We start from the raw sequence: 18,763 nt of genomic DNA on the forward strand, positions 1-18,763 counted from the left end.
TTCCTATGCTTCTTCAAGGGCAGCAAGGCCCCTTGCAACCTGCTCGCGCACGGTAGCCAGCTTGTTTTCCTTGACCACGCCGTAGCCTTTGACGTTCTCGTAGGCGGCAGCGATCTTCGCGGCGGCGGCCAGGTTGCCAGCATTGAGGCGGGCGATCAGCTTTTCGGTCAGATCGGCATATTCTGACCCCAGCGCCCGTTCGGTGCGGCGGTGCGCGTTCATCCCGAAGATGTCGAAGGCCGTTCCTCGCAGCGGCTTCAGCCTGGCCAGCAGTCGGAACAGCGGCAGCACCCACGGCCCAAATTCGCGCTTCTGTTCGCGCCCGTCCGGCCCGCGCCGCGACAGCAGCGGCGGTGCCAGGTTAAAACGCAAGCGCAGAGCGCCGTCGAAGTTCTCGCGCAGGCGGCGCTCCAGCGTGCCATCGGTGAACAGGCGCGCAACTTCGTACTCATCCTTATAATACAAAGCCTTGAAGTAGCCACGCGCCACAGCGTCCGTAAAGTCGCCCGGATTGCCGGAAAGCGCAGTTTCAGCCGAGGAAGCCTTGGTTACCAGCGCACGATAGCGTTCCGCCAGCTGCGGCCCATCAAAGGCTGTAAGTAACGCGGCGCGAGCCTCAATCTTTTCATCAAGGGTCTGCGTGACTGCGTCGATCGTACGGTCCTTAGTCCAGCGAGCCTGGGCATCGGGATCAATCGCCGCCAGCCGGCCAAGGCGGAATGCGGTGAGATTCAGTTGGACCGCCGCACCGTTGAGCTGGATTGCCTGTTCCAGCGATTCCAACTTCAGCGGGATCAGCCCCTTTTGCCAAGCGTAGCCGACCAGCAGCATGTTCGCGCCAATCGCGTCGCCCAGCCGTGCCAGGGCAATGCGTGTAGCATCGATGCCGGACAGCGCATCTTCACCCACCTTGCCGGCAATCACTGCCGCCAACCGGCTATCCCCGAAATCGAGATCAGGATTGGTAGCAAAGGCCGAAGTGGGAGCGACAAAGCGGTTATAGATGACGCGGGTGCGGTCCCTGGTCATCCGCGAAACGGATTCACCACCGGCTGATACGACCAAGTCGCAAGCGATCACTAAGTCGGCGCCACCTTCAGGGATGCGCGCGGCATGGCTGCCGCTTTCGCGCCCCATCAGGCGAACGTGGCTCGTGACCGGACCATTGCGCTGGGCCAGACCCGAAATGTCGAGCACCGAAACGCCCACGCCTTCGATATGCGCGGCCATGCCTAGAATCGCACCAACCGTGACAACCCCGTTGCCGCCGATGCCGGCGATCATGATCGAGCAGGTATCGTTGATGGCAGGAATTTGGGGCAGCGGCAGGGCGTGGCCTTCATCCTCATCAGTGGCGCCGACCCGGCCCGCCTTGCGCGGGGTGGCGCCCTCGACCGTAATGAAGCTGGGGCACAGCCCTTTGACGCAGGAGAAATCCTTATTGCAGACCGACTGGTTGATGCGCCGCTTGCGGCCCAGCGGGGTTTCTTCCGGCTCGATCGCCACGCAGTTCGATTGCACACCGCAATCGCCGCAACCCTCGCAGACTTCTGGCATGATGAACATGCGGCGATCGGGATCGGCCACCTTGCCGCGCTTGCGCAGCCGGCGCCGTTCTGTGGCGCAGGCCTGATCATAGACTATGGCGGTGACCCCTTCGACTTCGCGCATCGTCTTCTGCACCGAGTCCAGTTCGTCACGGTGGTGGAAGGAAACACTGGCCGGGAAGGCACTGCGATCATGGCGCGCCGGATCGTCCGAGACGACCGCGATCTTCTTGACCCCTTCGGCATGAAGCTGGTTGACGACGTGGGGTGCCGAAACGCTCCCGTCGAAGCTTTCACCCTCGATCGGCTGGCCGCCGGTCATGGCGATAGCCCCGTTCAGCAGAATCTTGTAAGTGATGTTGACGTTTGCCGTTACGCAGGCGCGGATCGCCAGCAGGCCGGAATGGAAGTACGTACCATCGCCCAGGTTCTGGAAGATGTGGTCAATGTCCGAGAACGGTGCCTGGCCGATCCATGCCGCACCTTCGCCGCCCATGTGGTACAGCGTGATCGTGCGGCGCTCCGGCAGCCAGGTGGCAAGACCATGGCAGCCGATGCCGCCCATCGCGACCGAGCCTTCGGGTACATTGGTCGAGGTATTATGCGGGCACCCAGCGCAGAAGCTAGGCGCGCGCATCAGCCCGGCTGCCGATGCGATGACCTCGGCTGCGGCAGAGGTGGCCTCCGCACGCTCGATCCGGGCACGGAAGGCAGCATCCAGATCGGATGCCAGCAGGCGGGCGCGGATGGCGCGCATCACGCTGGCCGGCGCCAGTTCGCCAACCTGCGAGACCAGTGGCGCGCCCGAAGGGTCGCGCTTGCCCGATAGCACCGGGCGTTGCGAGGCGGGCAGGTTGAACAGCAGGTGGGCCAGCTGTTCCTCGATCAGGCCACGTTTTTCCTCGATCACCAGCACTTCGCGGCAGCCTTCGACGAAGGCGCGCATGCCAACCGGTTCGACCGGCCAGCTCATCCCTAGCTTGTAGACTGCAATCCCGGCGGCTTCCGCCGCGGCAGCATCCAGGCCCAGCAGGCGCAGGGCCTCCATCACGTCAAGCGTAGCCTTGCCGCTGGTGACAATGCCCAGCCGCCGCGCGCCGCGGCCGCCCAGCACCTGCTGGTCAATGCCGTTGGCGCGGGCAAAGGCCTTGGCCGCCTCAAGCCGCAGATCATATTGGCGGGCTTCTGCCGCCAACGGGATCACCCCCATGCGGATGTTTAGCCCTTCGGGCGGCATGACGAAATCGTCGGGCCGGCGGAACACCAAGCGGTGCGGATCGGCATTGACCCGGGCCGAAGTTTCCACCGTGTCGGTGATGCATTTGAAGCCGATCCAGGTCCCAGCGTAGCGTGACATGGCAAACCCGGCGAGGCCGAGGTCAAGGTAATCCTGCAGGTGGGCCGGATTAAACACCGGCATGCCGAAATGGACCAGCGCATGATCGCTCTGGTGCGCGACCGTGGACGAGCGCGCGCCATGGTCATCACCGCACAGGGCAAGAACGCCGCCATATTCCGACGCACCGGCATAGCTGCCATGCTTGAGCGCGTCGCCCGAACGGTCAACGCCCGGCCCCTTGCCGTACCACATGCCGAACACACCGTCGTAGGACGTCGGGCCAATCAGTCCGGTCTGCTGGCTACCCCAGATGGCCGTGGCGGCGAGATCCTCGTTAACGCCCGGCTGGAACCGGATATCATGCTGTTCAAGGAACGGCATGGCCTGCCACAGCGCCAGGTCATAGATCCCCAGCGGCGAACCGCGATAGCCGGAAATGAACCCGGCGGTGCGCAGGTTGTTTGCCGCGTCGCGCATGCGCTGCATGATCGGGAGGCGCACCAGTGCCTGGCTGCCGTTCAAGTAGACGTGGCCGCTGGTGGCGGCATACTTGTCGCTCAGTGAAACGGGCGCGTTCATGCCTGCACCGTCTCGAACAGTTCAACGGTCACGCCCTGCCCGTCCTGGATCTGGGCAGTGCGATGACCTGGCCGCGTCTCACGCGGGGGATAGGGCACCGGATAGCCGGCTGCTCCTGCCTCAGCGACCACGGCATCCAGGTTACGCACGCCAATCGTCAGATAGCGCAGGCCGGTTTCGACATCAAAGTCGCCAGTTGCGGCCTTCTGCGTCACTTCAGCATCGGGAATGCACAGGCGCAGGATCGCCGCGCCGACCTTCAGGCGCACAATGGTCAGGCCTGGGAAGGACACTTCCCCTTCGACCGTGAATCCGAGTAGGCCGTTCCAGAAGGCCAGAGCTCCGGCGCGATCGTTGGTAACAATGCCGGCATCGAAATGCGGATTGGCGAGTTCTGCGGGCATCAGTTGGTGCTCCGTTCGTGTTGGGATCCGGTTTCGGCAATGGCTTCGGCCGTCAGGCCGTGGTGGCCCCAGATGTCGCCGGGCGCACGGTAGCAGGGGGTCCAGTCCGGCCCCACTGTCAGCGCGTCCCAGCCGATCTCGACTTCGACACCCGAAGGCGACTGCATGTAAAATGAAACAATCCGGTCGTTCGAATGACGGCCTAGCGAGACGGTAATCTTACAGCCCGCCGCCTTGGCACGGTCGTAGGCGAGGCCAACCATGTCAAGTTCCCGCATTTCGAACATCAGGTGATGGATCGCGTCGATCGGGGCTACGTTCATCAGCCCGACAGTGTGGTGCCGCGGATTGACGTGGAAGAAGCTGACCACCTGGTCAGGTCCGACCGCATAATAGTCCGTCAGGCGGAAGCCCATGACTTCGCACCAGAATGCGCGGCTTGCCTCATAATTGCTGGCGAACAGGTTGATGTGACCCATGCCCAGCGCGCCGGTCAGGAAATCCATGCCGCGCGAATTGCGGTAGCCGTGATCTTTCTGGGGGCCATAGAACAACTCAACCACATGGCCGCCCGGATCGCGGGTGAAGCCAATCCCGGTGACTGCGCGGGCCCGGCAATCGGCAGCACTGCCACGACGGGCCTCGAAACCGGCGGCAGCCAGTTCAGCCAGGGCTTCGCCAAGCTCCTCAGCTCCGGCCACCTCGAGCCCGACATAGGCCAGCCCGGGCGTTCCACCATCAGCGATGGGATGTACCGCCAGGCGCCAAGCGTATTCATCAATCCGGAAATAGGCCGACGAATCGTCGGAAGGGCCCTCAGTCAGCGGCACCCAAGGCTCTGCGCGCGGCGCGATGCCCCGATCAAGGCCGATTACGTCATTGGCAAAGGCCGCCCAAGCCGCAACATCAGGCACATAAAGACCAAGATAACCAAGACCGACAATGTTCATTTCCATCTCCCCGGCACATTTGCGATACTAGCCGTACTCATATACCTGTCAACAGCAGATTTGGGTATGGACAGCAGCACCCTTTATGGGTACGTCTGGTATCGTTAATGGCGGAATCGGCCGAAAGCCCGGGATATTCGCCGCCAGACCAAAGAGGGGAAGCGAATGGATCTCGCGCTCAGCGAAGAACAAGTCGCCTTGCAGGATAGCGTGCGGGCACTGTTGGCCGACAGTCACACCACAGCGCAGGTGAGAGCCTGTGAAAACGATCCCGCCACAGCGCGCGCCATTTACGCCCAGCTCGACGCGCTCGGGCTCGGCGGGCTGCTCATCCCGGTAGATCAGGGTGGGGTGGGCTTGGGTGCCGCCGAAATGGTCGTGGTGCAAATGGAGCTAGGTCGGGCTCTGGTACCCGCGCTTTACACCTGCAGCACAGTTGGTGCTGCCAGTGCGCTGACCATCGCCGCCAATCCCGCGGCCGAAGGCGCTTTGGCGGCGATTGCCGAAGGCTCGGCAGCAGTGGCCTATGCTCCGGCTGTTCCGGACAGCCCCCAGCCAGTGGTGACCGTGGAAGCAAACGGTGCTGTACTGAACGGCACGGCCTGTTTCGTGCCGGAAGCAGCCCTTGCTGACTGGTTGCTGGTAGCCGTAACTGACGCTGCCGGCCAGCCAGCCCTGTGCCTGATAGCGCGCGATGCGGCAGGCCTGGAGCTTGCCCCACTCGGCAACTTGGCCGAACAAGACATGGCTGAGGTGTCTTTCAACCAGACGCCGGTCGCGCAACTGGTCGCTACCGGCGATCAGGCTGCGCAGGCCCGGGCCCGGGCAGACAGTGCGATGAAGCTGGCCATTGCGGCCCAGGCTATCGGCGGGGCCGAGCAGATCTTTGCCATGACCCGCGACTATTCGTGCACCCGCAAGCAGTTTGGCCAGCCAATTGGCGGGTTCCAGGCGATTGCCCACATGCTGGCGGAAGGCGCGGTCAACATCGCGGGGGCGTCTGTGCTGGTGCACCGCGCTGCTGCCGCGCTCGACGAAGGCGAACCGCAGGCCGCATCGTGGGGCGACATGGCCAAGCTGAAGGCCTGCCAGATGTTCCGCGACGTTTCAGCCATGGCGATTCAGGTCCACGGCGGCATCGGCTTCACGCTTGAAGCGGATCCCCAGCTATTTTTCCGCCGCGCGAAACATCTCCAACTCATGCACGGCGAACCGCTTGAGCTGATGGAAGCAATCGGCGCAGCCGTGTTTGACGGTAACCACAGGGTTCTAGAAAACGTATGACAGACGCAATTTCATCCGATCGCCTGCTGGCGGGCCGTCCGGCCATCGTTACAGGCGCAGCCGGCGGCATTGGCCGCGGTCACGTGCAGTACCTGGCCGCGGCCGGTGCGCCGGTCGTGGTCAACGACCTCAACGAAGCCGCGGCGCGCGAATTGGCTGCTAGTGTGATCGCCCAAGGCGGTCAGGCCGTGGTATCCAGCCACGACATCGGCTCGCGCGAAGGCTGCGAAGCACTGGTGCAAAGCTGCATCGACGCGTTCGGCAGCGTGCGCATTATGGTGAACAACGCCGGTAACCTGCGCGACAGGACCCTGCTGAAGATGTCCGATGACGATCTAGACAGCGTGCTGACGGTCCATGTCAAGGGCACATTCTGGTGCACTCAGGCCGCCGTTCGCGCCATGGTCGAACAGGGGCTGGGCGGCGCGGTGATCAACACTACGTCGGGCGCGCACTTTGGCAGTTTCGGGCAGACGGCCTACTCCGCCGCAAAGGGCGCGATCGCCTCGATGACCTATACCTGGGCGACCGAGCTGGCGCGCTATGGCATACGGGTCAACGCGATCGGGCCGCTGGGCACCACGGCCATGTCGAAAACCTATCGCGATGCCGATGGCAAGCCGGGGCAGGACTTCGACCCCACCCTCAACGGCCCGGCTGTCGTTTACCTTTGCTCGGACGAGGCTGCAGGCGTCTCCGGGCAGATCTTTGGCACGGGCGGTGAGCGGCTGTCGCACATGGTGCAGCCACATTACGGCAAGACCCTGGTCATGCCTGGCGGCTGGACGGTCGAGGCGATCCGTCGCCACTTCCCCAATGCCATGCCCGGACAATTCGGACCGTTCGGCATTCTGGGCAAACCCTACCCCTTCCATGACGGCGTCGGCACATCCGGCGGAAAGGCAGCATCATGAGCGCTGGCATCACCGCATGGGGCGCATATATCCCCCGTCACCGCATCGCTCCAGCCGTACTCGCCGGTCGCAAGCCCGCTGAAGGTGCACCCGAACGGTCGGTTGCCTGGGCCGACGAAGACAGCATAACCATGGCCGTAGAAGCCGCCCGGCGTTGTCTGGCGGGCAAGGGCCGAGATGGCATCGGCCTGGTCGCATTTGCCAGTACCACCCACCCTTTTGAGGAAAAGCAGGCAGCGGCACTGGTCTCAGCCGTGCTGGGCTTGCCAGCAGCCGTGCGCAGCGTCGACATCGCCCATAGCTTGCGCGCAGGTGCTCAGGCGCTAGCCCTCGCCAGCGATGCCGTGCGTTCAGGCAGCGTCGATCAGGCGCTGGTGATCGTGGCCGATTGCCGACAAGGCGCCCCAGGTTCCGAACTGGAACGCAGCGGCGGCGATGCAGCGGTCGCCTTCCTGCTTGGGCGTGATGGCGTGGTAGCCGAACTGATCGCCACCAGCCAGCAGACCAACGAGATCATCGAAACCTGGCGCCGCGCCGGCGACCGGTTCACCCATGGCTGGGAAGATCGTTTTGCCACGCAATACGGGCAGCTTTCGCCGATCATTGCGGCAGCCAAGGCCCTGCCCGAAGCACAGTCCGATCGCGTCTGGGCGTTCAGCGCCAGCAATTCGCGGTCGCTTGGAACGGTAACAAAGTCGCTTCGCGCCTCGCCGGTCCAGGCCAGTTCGCAGATCCTGGCCAAGGTCGGGTTCTGCGGCGCCGCACACGCACCACTGCTGCTCGCAGCAGCGCTCGATTCGGCCGAGGCCCCCGGAGAGATCGCCCTGTCGGTCCATGGCGACGGTGCCGAAGCGCAGGTATGGCGAGTGATCGCGCCGCGCCCGGCCACGAGCGTTGCGGATACGCTGGCCGATCGCGAACCAATCGCCAGTGCCGCGATCTGGCGTGCCGCGCGCAAGCTGGACATCACCGAATATCCCGCAGCCGATGACCAGGGCATTGCCGCCACGATCCACTTCCGCGAGCGCGCGGAGAACAACCGGCTCCAGGGCCAGCGCTGCACCTGCGGTGAACCCCAGTTTCCCAAGGGCCGGGTCTGCATCCGCTGCGGTGGCAAGGACCAGTTCACGGCTGAGGATTTCGCCGAAACCGGCGGTCACTTGGTGACCTATACGCTCGACGCCTTCTTCCCCTCGCCCACGCCGCCCACGGCCGTCGGCATCGTTCAAGTTGCAGGCGGACCACGGATCTACATGCAGGTCACGGACCTGAGCGGTGCCACGCCGCAGCTGGGCATGCCGCTGCGTTTTGTCTTTCGCCGCATCCACACGGTTGGTCTGCGACCCAATTACTTCTGGAAAGCCGTGCCTGCAGTGGCGCGCGAAGGAGCCCAGGCATGAGCGCGAAACACGGCATCAGGGACAAGACGGCCATCGTCGGCGCAGGTTGCTCGACCTTTGCCGAACACTGGGAAAAGGGTGCCGAACACCTCATCGTCGAGGCCGTCTTCGAAGCCTATGCTGATGCCGGGATCGAGGATCCCGCGCGGCAGATCGACGCGGTTTTCTGCGGCTCGCTCTATTCCGCGATGGGCCCGGTCGATGTTTCGGAGGCGCTGAAGCTCTACAAGCCGCTGGCCTCGGTCTACAACTACTGCGCCACCGGGACCGAGGTTGTCCGTTCGGCCTGCATGGCGATCGCCGCCGGGCTTTATGACACCGTTCTGGCCGTAGGTTACGACAAGCCCAAGGATCGCGGCGTCTCCGGCCCCTCGGTCACCTATCGCGGCGTGCGCGACCTCCCGGCCACCCCGGCCGGCTGGTTCTCGCTGGCGGCAGCGCCCTACTTCGCCAAGTACGACGCCGGGCGCGAAGATCTTGCCCGAATCGCGGTGAAAAATCACCACAACGGCACCTTGGCGCCGAAGTCCTTCCTCAAGAAGGAAATCACGGTTGAGGACGCCCTGTCAGCTCGCATGATTGCCTGGCCCTTCGGCCTGTATGACTGCGCGGCGCAAACTGACGGCGCAGCTGCCGTGATCGTCACGCGGGCCGATCTGGCGCGCAATTACCCGGGGCAGCCGGTGTACGTGAAGGCCATCTCATCGCACTGTGCTCCTAACCCGCATACCGATCCCGATCATGACTTCCTGCGCTGGAAGGCCACCGAGTTGGCCGCGGCCGACGCCTACCGGATGGCCGGACTTGACGATCCGCTGCGCCAGATCGACGTGGCGCAGGTGCACGATTGCTTCACCATGACCGAGCTGCTGTCCTACGAGGACTTGGGCTTCATCCCCAAGGGCGCCGCGAAGGAACATATCGCCAGCGGCACGTTTGCGCTGGGTGGGGAACTGCCGATCAACACCGACGGCGGGCTGAAGAGCTTCGGTCATCCCACCGGGGCTACCGGCGTGCGGATGATCGTGGAAAACGTCCTGCAATTGCGCGGCCAAGCCGGCGCGCGCCAGGTGCCGGGGGCAAAGCTTGCGCTCAGCCACAATATCGGGGGCTATCCCACGGGCTGCGCCATCAGCATCCTGGGGGTGGAATGAGCCGCCGCTTCGAAACCCTGTCGCTTGAGGTCGCCGATGGCATCGCCACGCTGACGCTCGACAGGCCGGATCGGCGCAATGCCGTGAACAAGGCGATGAACCGCGAATTGCCGCTGGCCTGGGCGGCGATCGAGGCCGATCCCGCCGTGCGCGCAGTGATCGTCACGGGGGCTGGCGACAAGGCGTTTTGCACCGGGGCCGACCTTGCCGATCAGCCGATCCCCAACGATCCCGAGCTGGCCCGGTCGATCCGGTCCATCTCGTGGACCGGACGGCAGAACGGCTGCACCAAGCCTTTCATCGCCGCGGTGAACGGCATGACCGTCGGCGGCGGGATCCACTTCATTGCCGATGCCGACATCGTCATCGCCTCCGACCAGGCCCGTCTGATCGACACCCATGTCGCGGTCGGCTTTGTCGCGGGGCTCGAACCGGTCAGCCTGGTCCACAGGATGCCGCTGGGAGCCGTGATGAAACTGGCCTTGACCGGAGGGGATGAACGGCTCGATGCGGCGGAAGCGCACCGCCTTGGACTGTTCGATGAAGTTCTGCCAGCCGCGCAGGTCATGCCCCGCTGCCGCGCCCTGGCGGCAAATATCGCCCGCCATTCGCCGACGGCGGTAGCGCGCAGCCGCGCGGCAATCTGGAACGCGCTGGAACAACCGCTCTCGCAGGCGCTGGAAGAAGCCTGGCGCCTGATCATGCGCCAGAACGATCACCCCGACGCCAGCGAAGGCGTGCAGGCTTTTCTCGATAAGCGCGCGCCGGTCTGGCAGGAACGCACGCCGGGAGATCTGGCGTGAGTTACGGGACAATCGCCACCGCGCAGCACGGCGCGGTCCTGCTGATCGAACTGGTCAGCGAAGACGGCATGAATTGCTACACGCCGGAAATGGGCGAGGATCTGGTTGACGCCCTGCGCGCCGGGGCGGCCGATCCGGATGTCGCCGCGATCGTCCTGACCGGCCGGGGCCGCGCGTTTTGCGCAGGCGCACATAAGGACGTTCTGACCGGCCGCGTCGGCCCCTCAGGTCTGCGCATTGGCGAGGAACACTTCATCACGGGCTTCGCGCCGGAATTCGCGCAATTGCCCAAGCTTACCATCGCGGCGTTCAATGGCGCGGCTGTCGGAATCGCCGTGACGATGAGCTTGCTGTGCGATCTGCGCATTGCCGCACCGCAGGCAAAGTTGCGGACGAATTTTGCCGAACTGGGGATCATCCCGGGCCTTGGCTCAACCAAGCTGCTACCGTCCCTGATCGGACGCGCGAACGCGCGAAAGCTGCTGCTCAGCGAGCGGACTGTCGAAGCCCCGGAAGCGCTACGGATTGGGCTGGTCGACGAAGTTGTCGATGCCGAACGCCTGCTCGAGCGCGCATTTGCGCTGGGCGAAGGGGCGGCGCGGTGCAAGCCCGGCACGCTGAATGCCATCAAGCGATGCCTTGAAGCCGGACCGACCGGCACCATCGCCGAAGCGCTGGATCGCGAGGCGGCCACCGCGGCGGCGCTCAGGGCCCGGTAATGGACCGCCTGATCCCCCATGACGATCTGTCCGCCCTTGCCGGGATCAGTGCGGAAGGTTTCGCGCCCTGGGGCGAGCTGGTCACGATCGGGCCGCAGCAGGCCGAACGCTTTGCCCGCGTTTGCGGCACGGCGGCCAACGCCGGGGATGCCCTGCCCGGCTTCCTGATCCTGTCCCTTGTCCCCCGCCTCGTCCCTGCGCCGGACTGGTCGATCACCGGCCATTCCGGCGTGCTCAACCTCGGTTGCCCCTCGATCCGGTTCCCCGCTATTGCCCGAGCCGGAGCCGCGCTGCAAGGCCGCCGACAGCTCTCGGCGGTCCGCAAGCATCCCCGGGGCACCCTGATCACGCTGGAATTCGAAGTCCGCGAAGCAGGCATGGAACAATCTTGCATGATTGCCCTGAACGAGTTGCTATACCTTTCGGGACGCTCGACATGATCGGATCAGCTATTGCCGGGCAAGTCGCCATAGCCGGGATCGGTCAGACGGAATTCGGCAAGGGGCTGGGCCCTTCCGAACGTGAACTGGCCTGCATGGCGGTGGATGCGGCACTGGCGGACGCGGACATCGAACCGGGTGAGATCGATGGCCTTGCCTGCTACACGATGGAAGCCACGCCGGACTTCGAACTGCTCAGGTCGATGGGGTTCGGTCCCCTGCACTGGTTTGCCCAAGTTGCCCATGGCGGCGGCGCCGGTCCGGGAACGGTCGGGCAGGCCGCCATGGCCGTGGCGACAGGCCAGTGCCGCGCGGCGGTGATATGGCGCGCCCGCAAGCGGTCTGCCGCGGCTTCGCGGGTTTGGGCGCAGACCAGCCCGGTGCTGTCCGATCACTGGAAATGGTCGCGCCCGTCGGGCCTGCTGCGCCCGGCTGACGAGGTGGCCATGCTGACGCGCCGCTATATGCACGAACATGGCGACGTTTCCGACGCGCTGTGCGAAATCGCCTTGGCCCTGCGCGCCTATGCCTGCCGCAATCCGCTGGCAACGATGCATGGCAAGCCGATGACGCGGGACGATTACTACGCCTCGCGCATGATTGCCGATCCGCTGCGCCTGTTCGACAACTGCCTTGAGACCGATGGCGCCGTAGCTCTGGTGCTGGTGCCGGCTCAGCGGGCAAAGGCGGCGGGACAGTGCCCGGTGGTGATCGAGGCTTTCGCCCAGGGGATGGCGCCGGGGCATCAGCAGATGGCCGATTTCCACCGCGCCGACCCGCTATCATCCTGCGGGCGGGTGGCTGCCGAGAAGCTGTGGAGCATGACCCCGCTTGGCCCCGGCGATGTAGATGTGGCGCAGATCTACGATGCCTTTTCCCCGCTGCTGCTGTTCTCGCTAGAAGCCTACGGCTTCACCCCGAAGGGGACTGCCGCGCAATTCATCACCGAGGGCGGAATCCGGCTTGACGGAAAGCTGCCGTGCAATACCGCCGGGGGCAGCCTTTCCGAAGCCTATCTCCACGGGCTCAACCACGTGACCGAGGCTGTCCGCCAATTGCGCGGTAGCGCCGCCACCCAGGTTGCAGATGCGCGGGTGGCACTGGTCACAGGCTGCGACGTGACGCCGAACGGCGCGCTTCTGCTGCGGAGGGACGCATGATCGAAGGCATCCCCCTGCCCGACCGCGAAGGGCCTTTCGAGGAAGGCTTCTGGGCCACGCTGGACCGGGGCGAACTGGCCCACCAACACTGTACCGCCTGCGGAGCCTGGCACTTCCCGGCCCGCTGGCGCTGTTCCTGCAAAGGCCAGCTGGAATACCGCACGGTCAGCGGCGAAGCGGAGCTGTGGTCATGGACCCTGGTCCACGCCCCCGTCCTCCCCGCCTTCGCACCTTTCACGCCCTATGTGGTGGGGATCGCCCAGCTGGCCGAGGCTGCAAACCTGCGCATGGTGGGTCCAGTGTTGCGCACCCCTGGCGACCCGATCAACGCAGTGCGCCTGGAAGAATTGCGAATCGGCATGCCCTTGCGCGCGGCGATCATCCCCATTGCCTCAGACATTGCCTGGCCCGCCTGGCTCATCGCCTGACGCGCAGGACCGGCCCATGGAGTTTCCACAGTGAAGACCGATTACGATCCCTTTTCAACCGAAGCGATGACCGACCCGCATGAACTTTACCGGCAGTTGCGGGCGGAAGGCTGCCCCCACTTTGTGGAAAAGCGCAAAGCCTGGGCGCTGACCCGCTTCGATGACCTGCGCACCGCAAGCCTGAGAAGCAAGTGGCTGGATTTCACCGCCGGCCAGACCCCGGCGCAGCTGATGCTGGGCGAACCAACGCCCCACACTTTCATGACGATGAACGTGCCGGAAAACCGCAAGTGGCGCGGTGTGCTGGAACCGTTCTACTCGGCAGGCGCGATCAGCCATGAAGTTCCGCGTCTCACCGCCCTAATCGAGAAGGAATTCGCTGACCTGCGCGGCAAGCCGACGTTCGACGTCTATGGCGAATTCGCCAACCAGGTGATGTGCATCAACGCCGGCTACAACCTGGGCATGGACGAAGGCGAAGCGCGCCGCGCCCGCGACCTGATCGACCAGATCATCCTCAACCGCCTGCCCGGGCAGGAAGGGGCTTCAACGCCGGAAAGCCAGCAAGCGGTTGGCGAACTGGCCGCCTCTCTCATGGCCCACGTTGGCACGCTGCGCGCGGACCCGCAGGCGGGCGGACCGCACGGGCGCGCGCTGCGCGATGCGGTGATTGACGGGCAGCGGCTGTCCGATACCGATCTGTTCAACTATCTGTTCAGCCTGCTGGTGGTCGGCTCGGAAACCACGCCGATGTCGGTGGCCGCAACCATGTATTACCTGGCCCGCCACCCCGAACAAAAAGCCCGCGTGCTGGCCGATCGTTCGCTGGTGATGCCCGCCTTTCGCGAGGCGCTGCGCTTTGACCAGCCCACCAACATGCTGGCGCGGCGCGCGGCGATGGATTTTGAACTGAACGGCTGCACCGTGAAGCGGGGAGACAACCTGCTGTTCGTCTATGCTTCGGCCAACCGTGACGAAACGCGCTTCGAACAGGCGGACCGGTTCGATATCGCCCGCGACAATCCCGGCGACATGAGCTTCGGCGTGGGCGCGCACTTCTGTCTGGGTGCGCAGCTGGCGCTGAAAGCGGCGGAAATCATGCTGCACCTGATGCTGGACGCTATGGATGACTGGGAAGTCATCGAGGATGAGTGCGAGCGCGCCTTCAGCGAGCATCTCAACGGTTTCACGAAGATGGTGATCCGGCCCGCTTGGAAATGACGGGCCGCCCTGCCTGCCTCGGCCCCGTCCGGGTCAGACAGGGGCGCTCTGCGCCTTGAGACCGGCCACGACGATGCGCGCCAAGGTGCGGAAATCGGCCAGGTCGAAATTCTGGGGGAAGAAGAAAGTGCGGTTCACCAGCGGGCCGATGAACAGCTCCTGCGCCAGGACCGGATCGGTTGATGCCGACAGTTCCCCGCGCGCGATCGCCGCTTCCACCAAGGCAATGCCGGACTCGCGCCGGCGCATTACGGTCTGCTGCAGCTTTTCGGCCAGAACAGGGTTCTGGCAAGCCTCGCTCACCAGAGCCGGCAGCACGCTACGCAGCGTTGTCGTCTGCATGAAGCGGCTATACTGCTCGATATAGCGCAGGATGTCTTCTTCAAGATCGCCGCAGCTTTCGATCTCGATCAGCGGCAGCAGGTCGAAGGCGGCAACTGCCAGTTCCTCCTTGGTCGCCCAGCGGCGATAGACCGTCGCCTTGCTCGCCCGCGCCCGCGCGACGACGGCGTCCACTGTCAGCCGGGCAAAGCCGACTTCACCCAGCAGTTGCAGGGTCTCCTCAAGGATCTTCGCCTCGCGCGTCTTGTCCCGCGGGCGCCCCGGCGATCGGACAGGAAGCGGTTTGAGCTGTGGAGTGGGCAAAAGCGATTTTCCCTGTGCGAACAAGCTGGCTTTCAGGATCGAGACCTAGCAATGAAAGCGCTTCGTTTGAAGGCCGGGGCCAGCGCCTTCCGCCGTTGAGGGCCTCGTATCGGCGCCGCAACACCGGCGGTGGACATGCCGCTAGGCCACACTGTCATCGCGCAATTCGGTCTTGAGCACCTTGCCGCTGGCGTTGCGGGGCAGGTCGGCAACAAAGGCCACGCTGCGCGGGACCTTGTAATTGGCCATGTTCTCGCGGCTCCAGCCGATCAGCTCGGCCTCGCTCGCGCTGGCGCCGGGGCGCAGCACGACATAGGCCTTGCCGACCTCGCCCATGCGTTCGTCCGGCACGCCGACCACCGCAACCATCGCGATCGCCGGGTGGACCGAGAGCAGCTTTTCGACCTCGGCCGGATAGACGTTGAACCCGCCCGAAATGTACAGGTCCTTCTTGCGGTCGGTGATCCGGACATAGCCCAGTTCGTCCATCGTCCCGACATCGCCGGTGTGGAGCCAGCCCTGCGCATCAATTGCTTCGGCGGTGGCCTCGGGATCGTCGAGGTAGCCCAGCATCACCCCCTGCCCGCGCACCAGAATCTCGCCGGTTTCGCCGCGCGGCACTTCATTGCCGGCATCGTCGGCCACGATCACTTCATTACCGGGGATCGCCGCGCCGCAGGTCTGCGCGATCGTTTCCGCCGGATCGCCCGGGCGGCACGACGTGATGTTGACGCATTCGGTCATGCCATAGGCGGTGATGATGTTCTTCATCCCCAGGTCGTCGCGGATGCGCTGGACCAGCACCGGCGGCACGGTGGCCGCGCCCGTGGTTCCGCCGCGCAGCGACGAAGTATCGATCGGCCGCTTGTCCTTTTCCGCCAGGATCATCTGGAACACGGTGGGCGGGCCAGGGAAGAAACTGATCTTGAGCTTCTCGATCAGCGTAATCGCCTCGGCCACGTCGAACTGCGACATCGGCACGGCGACCGCGCCCGACAGCAGGCAGGCGACCCAGCCAACCTTCATCCCGAACGAATGGAAGAACGGATTGGCGATGAGATAGCGATCGCCGAACGACAGGCCGGTGTTGCCGATCCACACCCCGCATTGCGGCAGGACGCGGCCATGGGTCATCAGCACGCCCTTTGGGCTGCCGGTGGTGCCGCTGGTGAACAGGATGTCGCTGATCGTGTCAGCGTCGATAGCCGCCAGCGCCGCATCGACCGCTGCATCGCCCGCGCCCTTGCCGCTGGCGAGGAACGCATCGAACCCGACATCGAGCATCAGCACTTCGCGCAGATCAGGCAGGTCTTCATCCGCCAGCAGCGCCTGGTAATCGATCCCGAGGAAGTCGGTGACAGTGAACAGCAGCCGGGCATGGGTGCGGCGCAGGATGTCCCCCGCCTCGCGCCCCTTCAGCCGGGTGTTGAGCGTGACCACGGCCGCGCCCAGGCTCATCGTCGCCACCGCCGCAACGATCCATTCGCGCCGGTTGGGCGCCCAGATCGCCACGCGGTCGCCCGCCTTCACTCCGCGCGCCAGCAGCGCCGATGCGGCGGCGCGGCTGTGCTGCCACAACTCGGCAAAGGTCCAGGTCACCTCGCCCTCGATCACGGCGGGGGCGTCGGGCCAGGCCTTGGCCGCAGCCTGGGCCGCGTGCGGGATGGTCAGCGGCAGCGGATCAAGCATCAGGCGACCTCGAACAGACCCGCCGCGCCCATGCCGCCGGCAACGCACATCGACACGACGACATATTTCACCCCGCGGCGCTTGCCTTCGATCAGCGCGTGGCCGACCAGGCGGCTGCCGGTCATGCCAAAGGGATGGCCCAGCGCGATCCCGCCGCCGTTGACGTTCAGCTTGTCAGGATCGATCCCCAGCTTGCGCTGGCAATAGATCGCCTGGCTGGCGAAGGCTTCGTTGATTTCAAACAGGCCGATATCGTCAATCGTCAGCCCAGCGCGCTTCAGCAGCTTGGGAATGGCGAAAACCGGGCCGATGCCCATTTCATCGGGCTCGCAGCCCGCGACCTGGAAGCCGCGATAGAGCCCCAGCACCGGCAGGCCTTCCTTCTGCGCGGTCGCCAGATCCATCACCACCTGCGCCGACGCGCCATCCGACAGCTGCGAGGCGTTACCAGCCGTGATGTGGCGGCCTTCCTTGATGACCATGCCGTCCTTGAACACCGGGCGCAGGCCCGACAGGCCTTCGGCCGTGGTATCACCGCGCACGCCTTCATCGGCGGTCAGGGTCACGCTTTCGCGGCCCGTTTCGTTGCCTTCCTTGTCCTTCAGCGACTTTTCGACGGTGATCGCCACGATTTCATCGTCGAACCGCCCCGCGGCCTGGGCCGCCCCGGCGCGCTGCTGGCTGAGCGCGGAAAAGGCGTCCTGGTCATCGCGGCTGATGCCATAGCGTTCGGCGACCACTTCGGCGGTTTCGATCATCGCCATGTAGGCATAGGGATCAGCCGCGATCACCGCCTGCGAGCGGTTGCGCCACGCGGGCGCGAACTTGTTGAGCGTCATCGAGATCGTCTCGACCCCGCCCGCCACGGCCACATCGACCTCGTCGCAGATGATCGAACGCGCGGCGAGTGCAATGGCGTTGAGGCCCGACGAGCACTTGCGGTCCAGCGTGAAGCCGCTGGTGGTGTTGGGCAGCTTCGACGCATGGACCGTCAGGCGGCCCAGGTTGTAGCTCTGCGTGTTCCAGTGGTTCCCGCAACCCAGGTACACGTCATCCACGCGGGCCGGATCGATGCCCGCGCGCTCCAGCGCGGCATCGACCACGTGGGCCGACAGCACGGGCGCCTCGGTATCGTTGAACGCCCCGCGATAGGCCTTGCCGATGCCGGTGCGGGCGGTGGAAATGATGGCGGCTTCACGCATGCTGGGACTTCCTTCTAAAGTTTCGCAACCAAATTGCTGGGGCCGTGATAGGCCCGCATTTCCCGCACCTTGCCCTCGGCATCGAAGGCAAAGACATCAATCCCGTAATAGACCATGTCCTGGCCATCGATGCACATCGGAACGCGCATGGGAAAGGCCGCGTGATCTTCGGTAAGGCAGATCGGACCATCGAGGACCGGCTTGCACCCCATCTCCATGGCTCCGCGGAAAAAAGCGCGAATTTCCTCGTGCCCACGCTTTGGCGGAGTGCCGACGGGATCCTCGATCACCGCATCTTCGGCAAACAGAATAACGACGCTTTCCTCGTCTGCCGCTTCATAGGCCGCAACATAGGCATGGACCGTCGCCGTCATGGCTTCTACTCCGGGCATGGTCAGGCCTCCGGAAAATAGCGGCTGATAGTATCGACCACGCAGGCCGGCTTGTCGCTGCCTTCGATCTCCACGGTGACGCGCACGACCGACTGGACCGCGCCTGTCACTTCTTCCGCCGACATCACTTCGCCAATCCCGCGAATGCGGCTGCCGACCTTGACCGGACTGAGGAAGCGAAGCCGATCAGCCCCGATGTTCACCGCGTGGGTGAAACCGCGCACCTCAATCAGGTCGGGCAGGAAGAAGTTGACCAGGCTCATCGTCAGGTAACCGTGGGCGATAGTCCCGCCGAATGGCCCGTCCTTGGCGCGTTCCACATCAACGTGGATCCACTGGTGGTCGCCGGTAACCTCGGCGAAACCGTTGACCCGGTCCTGATCGATGCACAACCAGTCGGTTGGGCCAAGACTGGTCCCTTCCTGTCCGAGCAGCTCTCTGGGATTGTTGTAGATCTTGGCCATGTTCGTACTTTCACAAGGGTCTTATTACC

Annotated in this window: 18 protein-coding genes; 10 read left to right on the forward strand and 8 right to left on the reverse strand. The window is 64.6% G+C overall.

What is annotated here, in order from left to right; genetic code table 11:
* Positions 1-3 precede the first annotated feature (3 nt).
* From IM701_RS20330 to IM701_RS20340, 3 genes are read right to left on the reverse strand one after another with little or no spacing between them, the layout of a single operon-like run.
* Complete coding sequence (locus tag IM701_RS20330) at positions 4-3,465, reverse strand: indolepyruvate ferredoxin oxidoreductase family protein (protein WP_193829055.1); 3,462 nt, start codon at positions 3,463-3,465, stop codon at positions 4-6.
* Positions 3,462-3,869, reverse strand: a complete 408-nt coding sequence (locus IM701_RS20335; protein WP_193829056.1) for a VOC family protein — start codon at positions 3,867-3,869, stop codon at positions 3,462-3,464. The genes IM701_RS20330 and IM701_RS20335 overlap by 4 nt, the downstream gene beginning before the upstream one ends.
* Positions 3,869-4,819: a VOC family protein gene (locus tag IM701_RS20340; RefSeq protein ID WP_193829057.1), complete on the reverse strand. Its 951-nt coding sequence runs from the start codon at positions 4,817-4,819 to the stop codon at positions 3,869-3,871. The genes IM701_RS20335 and IM701_RS20340 overlap by 1 nt, the downstream gene beginning before the upstream one ends.
* Before the next feature lie 165 nt (positions 4,820-4,984).
* On the opposite strand from IM701_RS20340, the gene IM701_RS20345 reads away from it, so the two are divergent.
* From IM701_RS20345 to IM701_RS20390, 10 genes are read left to right on the forward strand one after another with little or no spacing between them, the layout of a single operon-like run.
* Positions 4,985-6,103 (forward strand): acyl-CoA dehydrogenase family protein, encoded by a 1,119-nt coding sequence (locus IM701_RS20345; protein ID WP_193829058.1) that lies wholly within the window; start codon positions 4,985-4,987, stop codon positions 6,101-6,103.
* The gene (locus IM701_RS20350; protein WP_193829059.1) at positions 6,100-7,017 is read left to right on the forward strand and encodes an SDR family NAD(P)-dependent oxidoreductase; all 918 of its coding nucleotides are present in this window, start codon (positions 6,100-6,102) and stop codon (positions 7,015-7,017) included. Before IM701_RS20345 ends, IM701_RS20350 begins: the two co-directional genes overlap by 4 nt.
* Positions 7,014-8,417, forward strand: coding sequence for an OB-fold domain-containing protein (locus IM701_RS20355; RefSeq protein ID WP_193829060.1), 1,404 nt, complete (start codon positions 7,014-7,016; stop codon positions 8,415-8,417). Before IM701_RS20350 ends, IM701_RS20355 begins: the two co-directional genes overlap by 4 nt.
* Positions 8,414-9,571, forward strand: coding sequence for an acetyl-CoA acetyltransferase (locus tag IM701_RS20360; protein ID WP_193829062.1), 1,158 nt, complete (start codon positions 8,414-8,416; stop codon positions 9,569-9,571). Before IM701_RS20355 ends, IM701_RS20360 begins: the two co-directional genes overlap by 4 nt.
* Positions 9,568-10,374, forward strand: a complete 807-nt coding sequence (locus IM701_RS20365) for an enoyl-CoA hydratase/isomerase family protein (protein WP_193829063.1) — start codon at positions 9,568-9,570, stop codon at positions 10,372-10,374. The genes IM701_RS20360 and IM701_RS20365 overlap by 4 nt, the downstream gene beginning before the upstream one ends.
* Complete coding sequence (locus IM701_RS20370; RefSeq protein ID WP_193829067.1) at positions 10,371-11,093, forward strand: enoyl-CoA hydratase/isomerase family protein; 723 nt, start codon at positions 10,371-10,373, stop codon at positions 11,091-11,093. The genes IM701_RS20365 and IM701_RS20370 overlap by 4 nt, the downstream gene beginning before the upstream one ends.
* The gene (locus IM701_RS20375) at positions 11,093-11,533 is read left to right on the forward strand and encodes a hypothetical protein (protein WP_193829068.1); all 441 of its coding nucleotides are present in this window, start codon (positions 11,093-11,095) and stop codon (positions 11,531-11,533) included. The genes IM701_RS20370 and IM701_RS20375 overlap by 1 nt, the downstream gene beginning before the upstream one ends.
* Positions 11,530-12,693, forward strand: a complete 1,164-nt coding sequence (locus IM701_RS20380) for a lipid-transfer protein (protein ID WP_193829069.1) — start codon at positions 11,530-11,532, stop codon at positions 12,691-12,693. The genes IM701_RS20375 and IM701_RS20380 overlap by 4 nt, the downstream gene beginning before the upstream one ends.
* Positions 12,690-13,121: a Zn-ribbon domain-containing OB-fold protein gene (locus IM701_RS20385; protein ID WP_193829070.1), complete on the forward strand. Its 432-nt coding sequence runs from the start codon at positions 12,690-12,692 to the stop codon at positions 13,119-13,121. The genes IM701_RS20380 and IM701_RS20385 overlap by 4 nt, the downstream gene beginning before the upstream one ends.
* A gap of 30 nt (positions 13,122-13,151) precedes the next feature.
* The gene (locus tag IM701_RS20390; RefSeq protein ID WP_193829071.1) at positions 13,152-14,342 is read left to right on the forward strand and encodes a cytochrome P450; all 1,191 of its coding nucleotides are present in this window, start codon (positions 13,152-13,154) and stop codon (positions 14,340-14,342) included.
* A 33-nt stretch (positions 14,343-14,375) separates the two neighbouring features.
* Here IM701_RS20390 and IM701_RS20395 read toward each other — a convergent pair whose 3' ends face one another.
* The 5 genes from IM701_RS20395 to IM701_RS20415 all read right to left on the reverse strand — a co-directional run bounded on the left by IM701_RS20395 (position 14,376) and on the right by IM701_RS20415 (position 18,734).
* Entirely contained in the window at positions 14,376-14,987 is a 612-nt protein-coding gene (locus IM701_RS20395) for a TetR/AcrR family transcriptional regulator (protein WP_193829072.1), read from the reverse strand.
* Between the two features lie 141 nt (positions 14,988-15,128).
* A complete protein-coding gene (locus IM701_RS20400; protein WP_193829073.1) occupies positions 15,129-16,676 on the reverse strand; it encodes a FadD3 family acyl-CoA ligase in 1,548 nt (515 codons plus the stop codon).
* Positions 16,676-17,878, reverse strand: coding sequence for an acetyl-CoA C-acyltransferase (locus tag IM701_RS20405; protein ID WP_193829074.1), 1,203 nt, complete (start codon positions 17,876-17,878; stop codon positions 16,676-16,678). Before IM701_RS20405 ends, IM701_RS20400 begins: the two co-directional genes overlap by 1 nt.
* A gap of 14 nt (positions 17,879-17,892) precedes the next feature.
* Positions 17,893-18,270, reverse strand: coding sequence for a nuclear transport factor 2 family protein (locus IM701_RS20410; RefSeq protein WP_193829075.1), 378 nt, complete (start codon positions 18,268-18,270; stop codon positions 17,893-17,895).
* Positions 18,271-18,272: 2 nt separating this feature from the next.
* Positions 18,273-18,734, reverse strand: a complete 462-nt coding sequence (locus tag IM701_RS20415; RefSeq protein ID WP_193829076.1) for a MaoC family dehydratase — start codon at positions 18,732-18,734, stop codon at positions 18,273-18,275.
* Between the last annotated feature and the right edge of the window lie 29 nt (positions 18,735-18,763).

Source organism: Novosphingobium sp. ES2-1 (assembly GCF_015169775.1).
GTDB lineage: Bacteria > Pseudomonadota > Alphaproteobacteria > Sphingomonadales > Sphingomonadaceae > Novosphingobium > Novosphingobium subterraneum.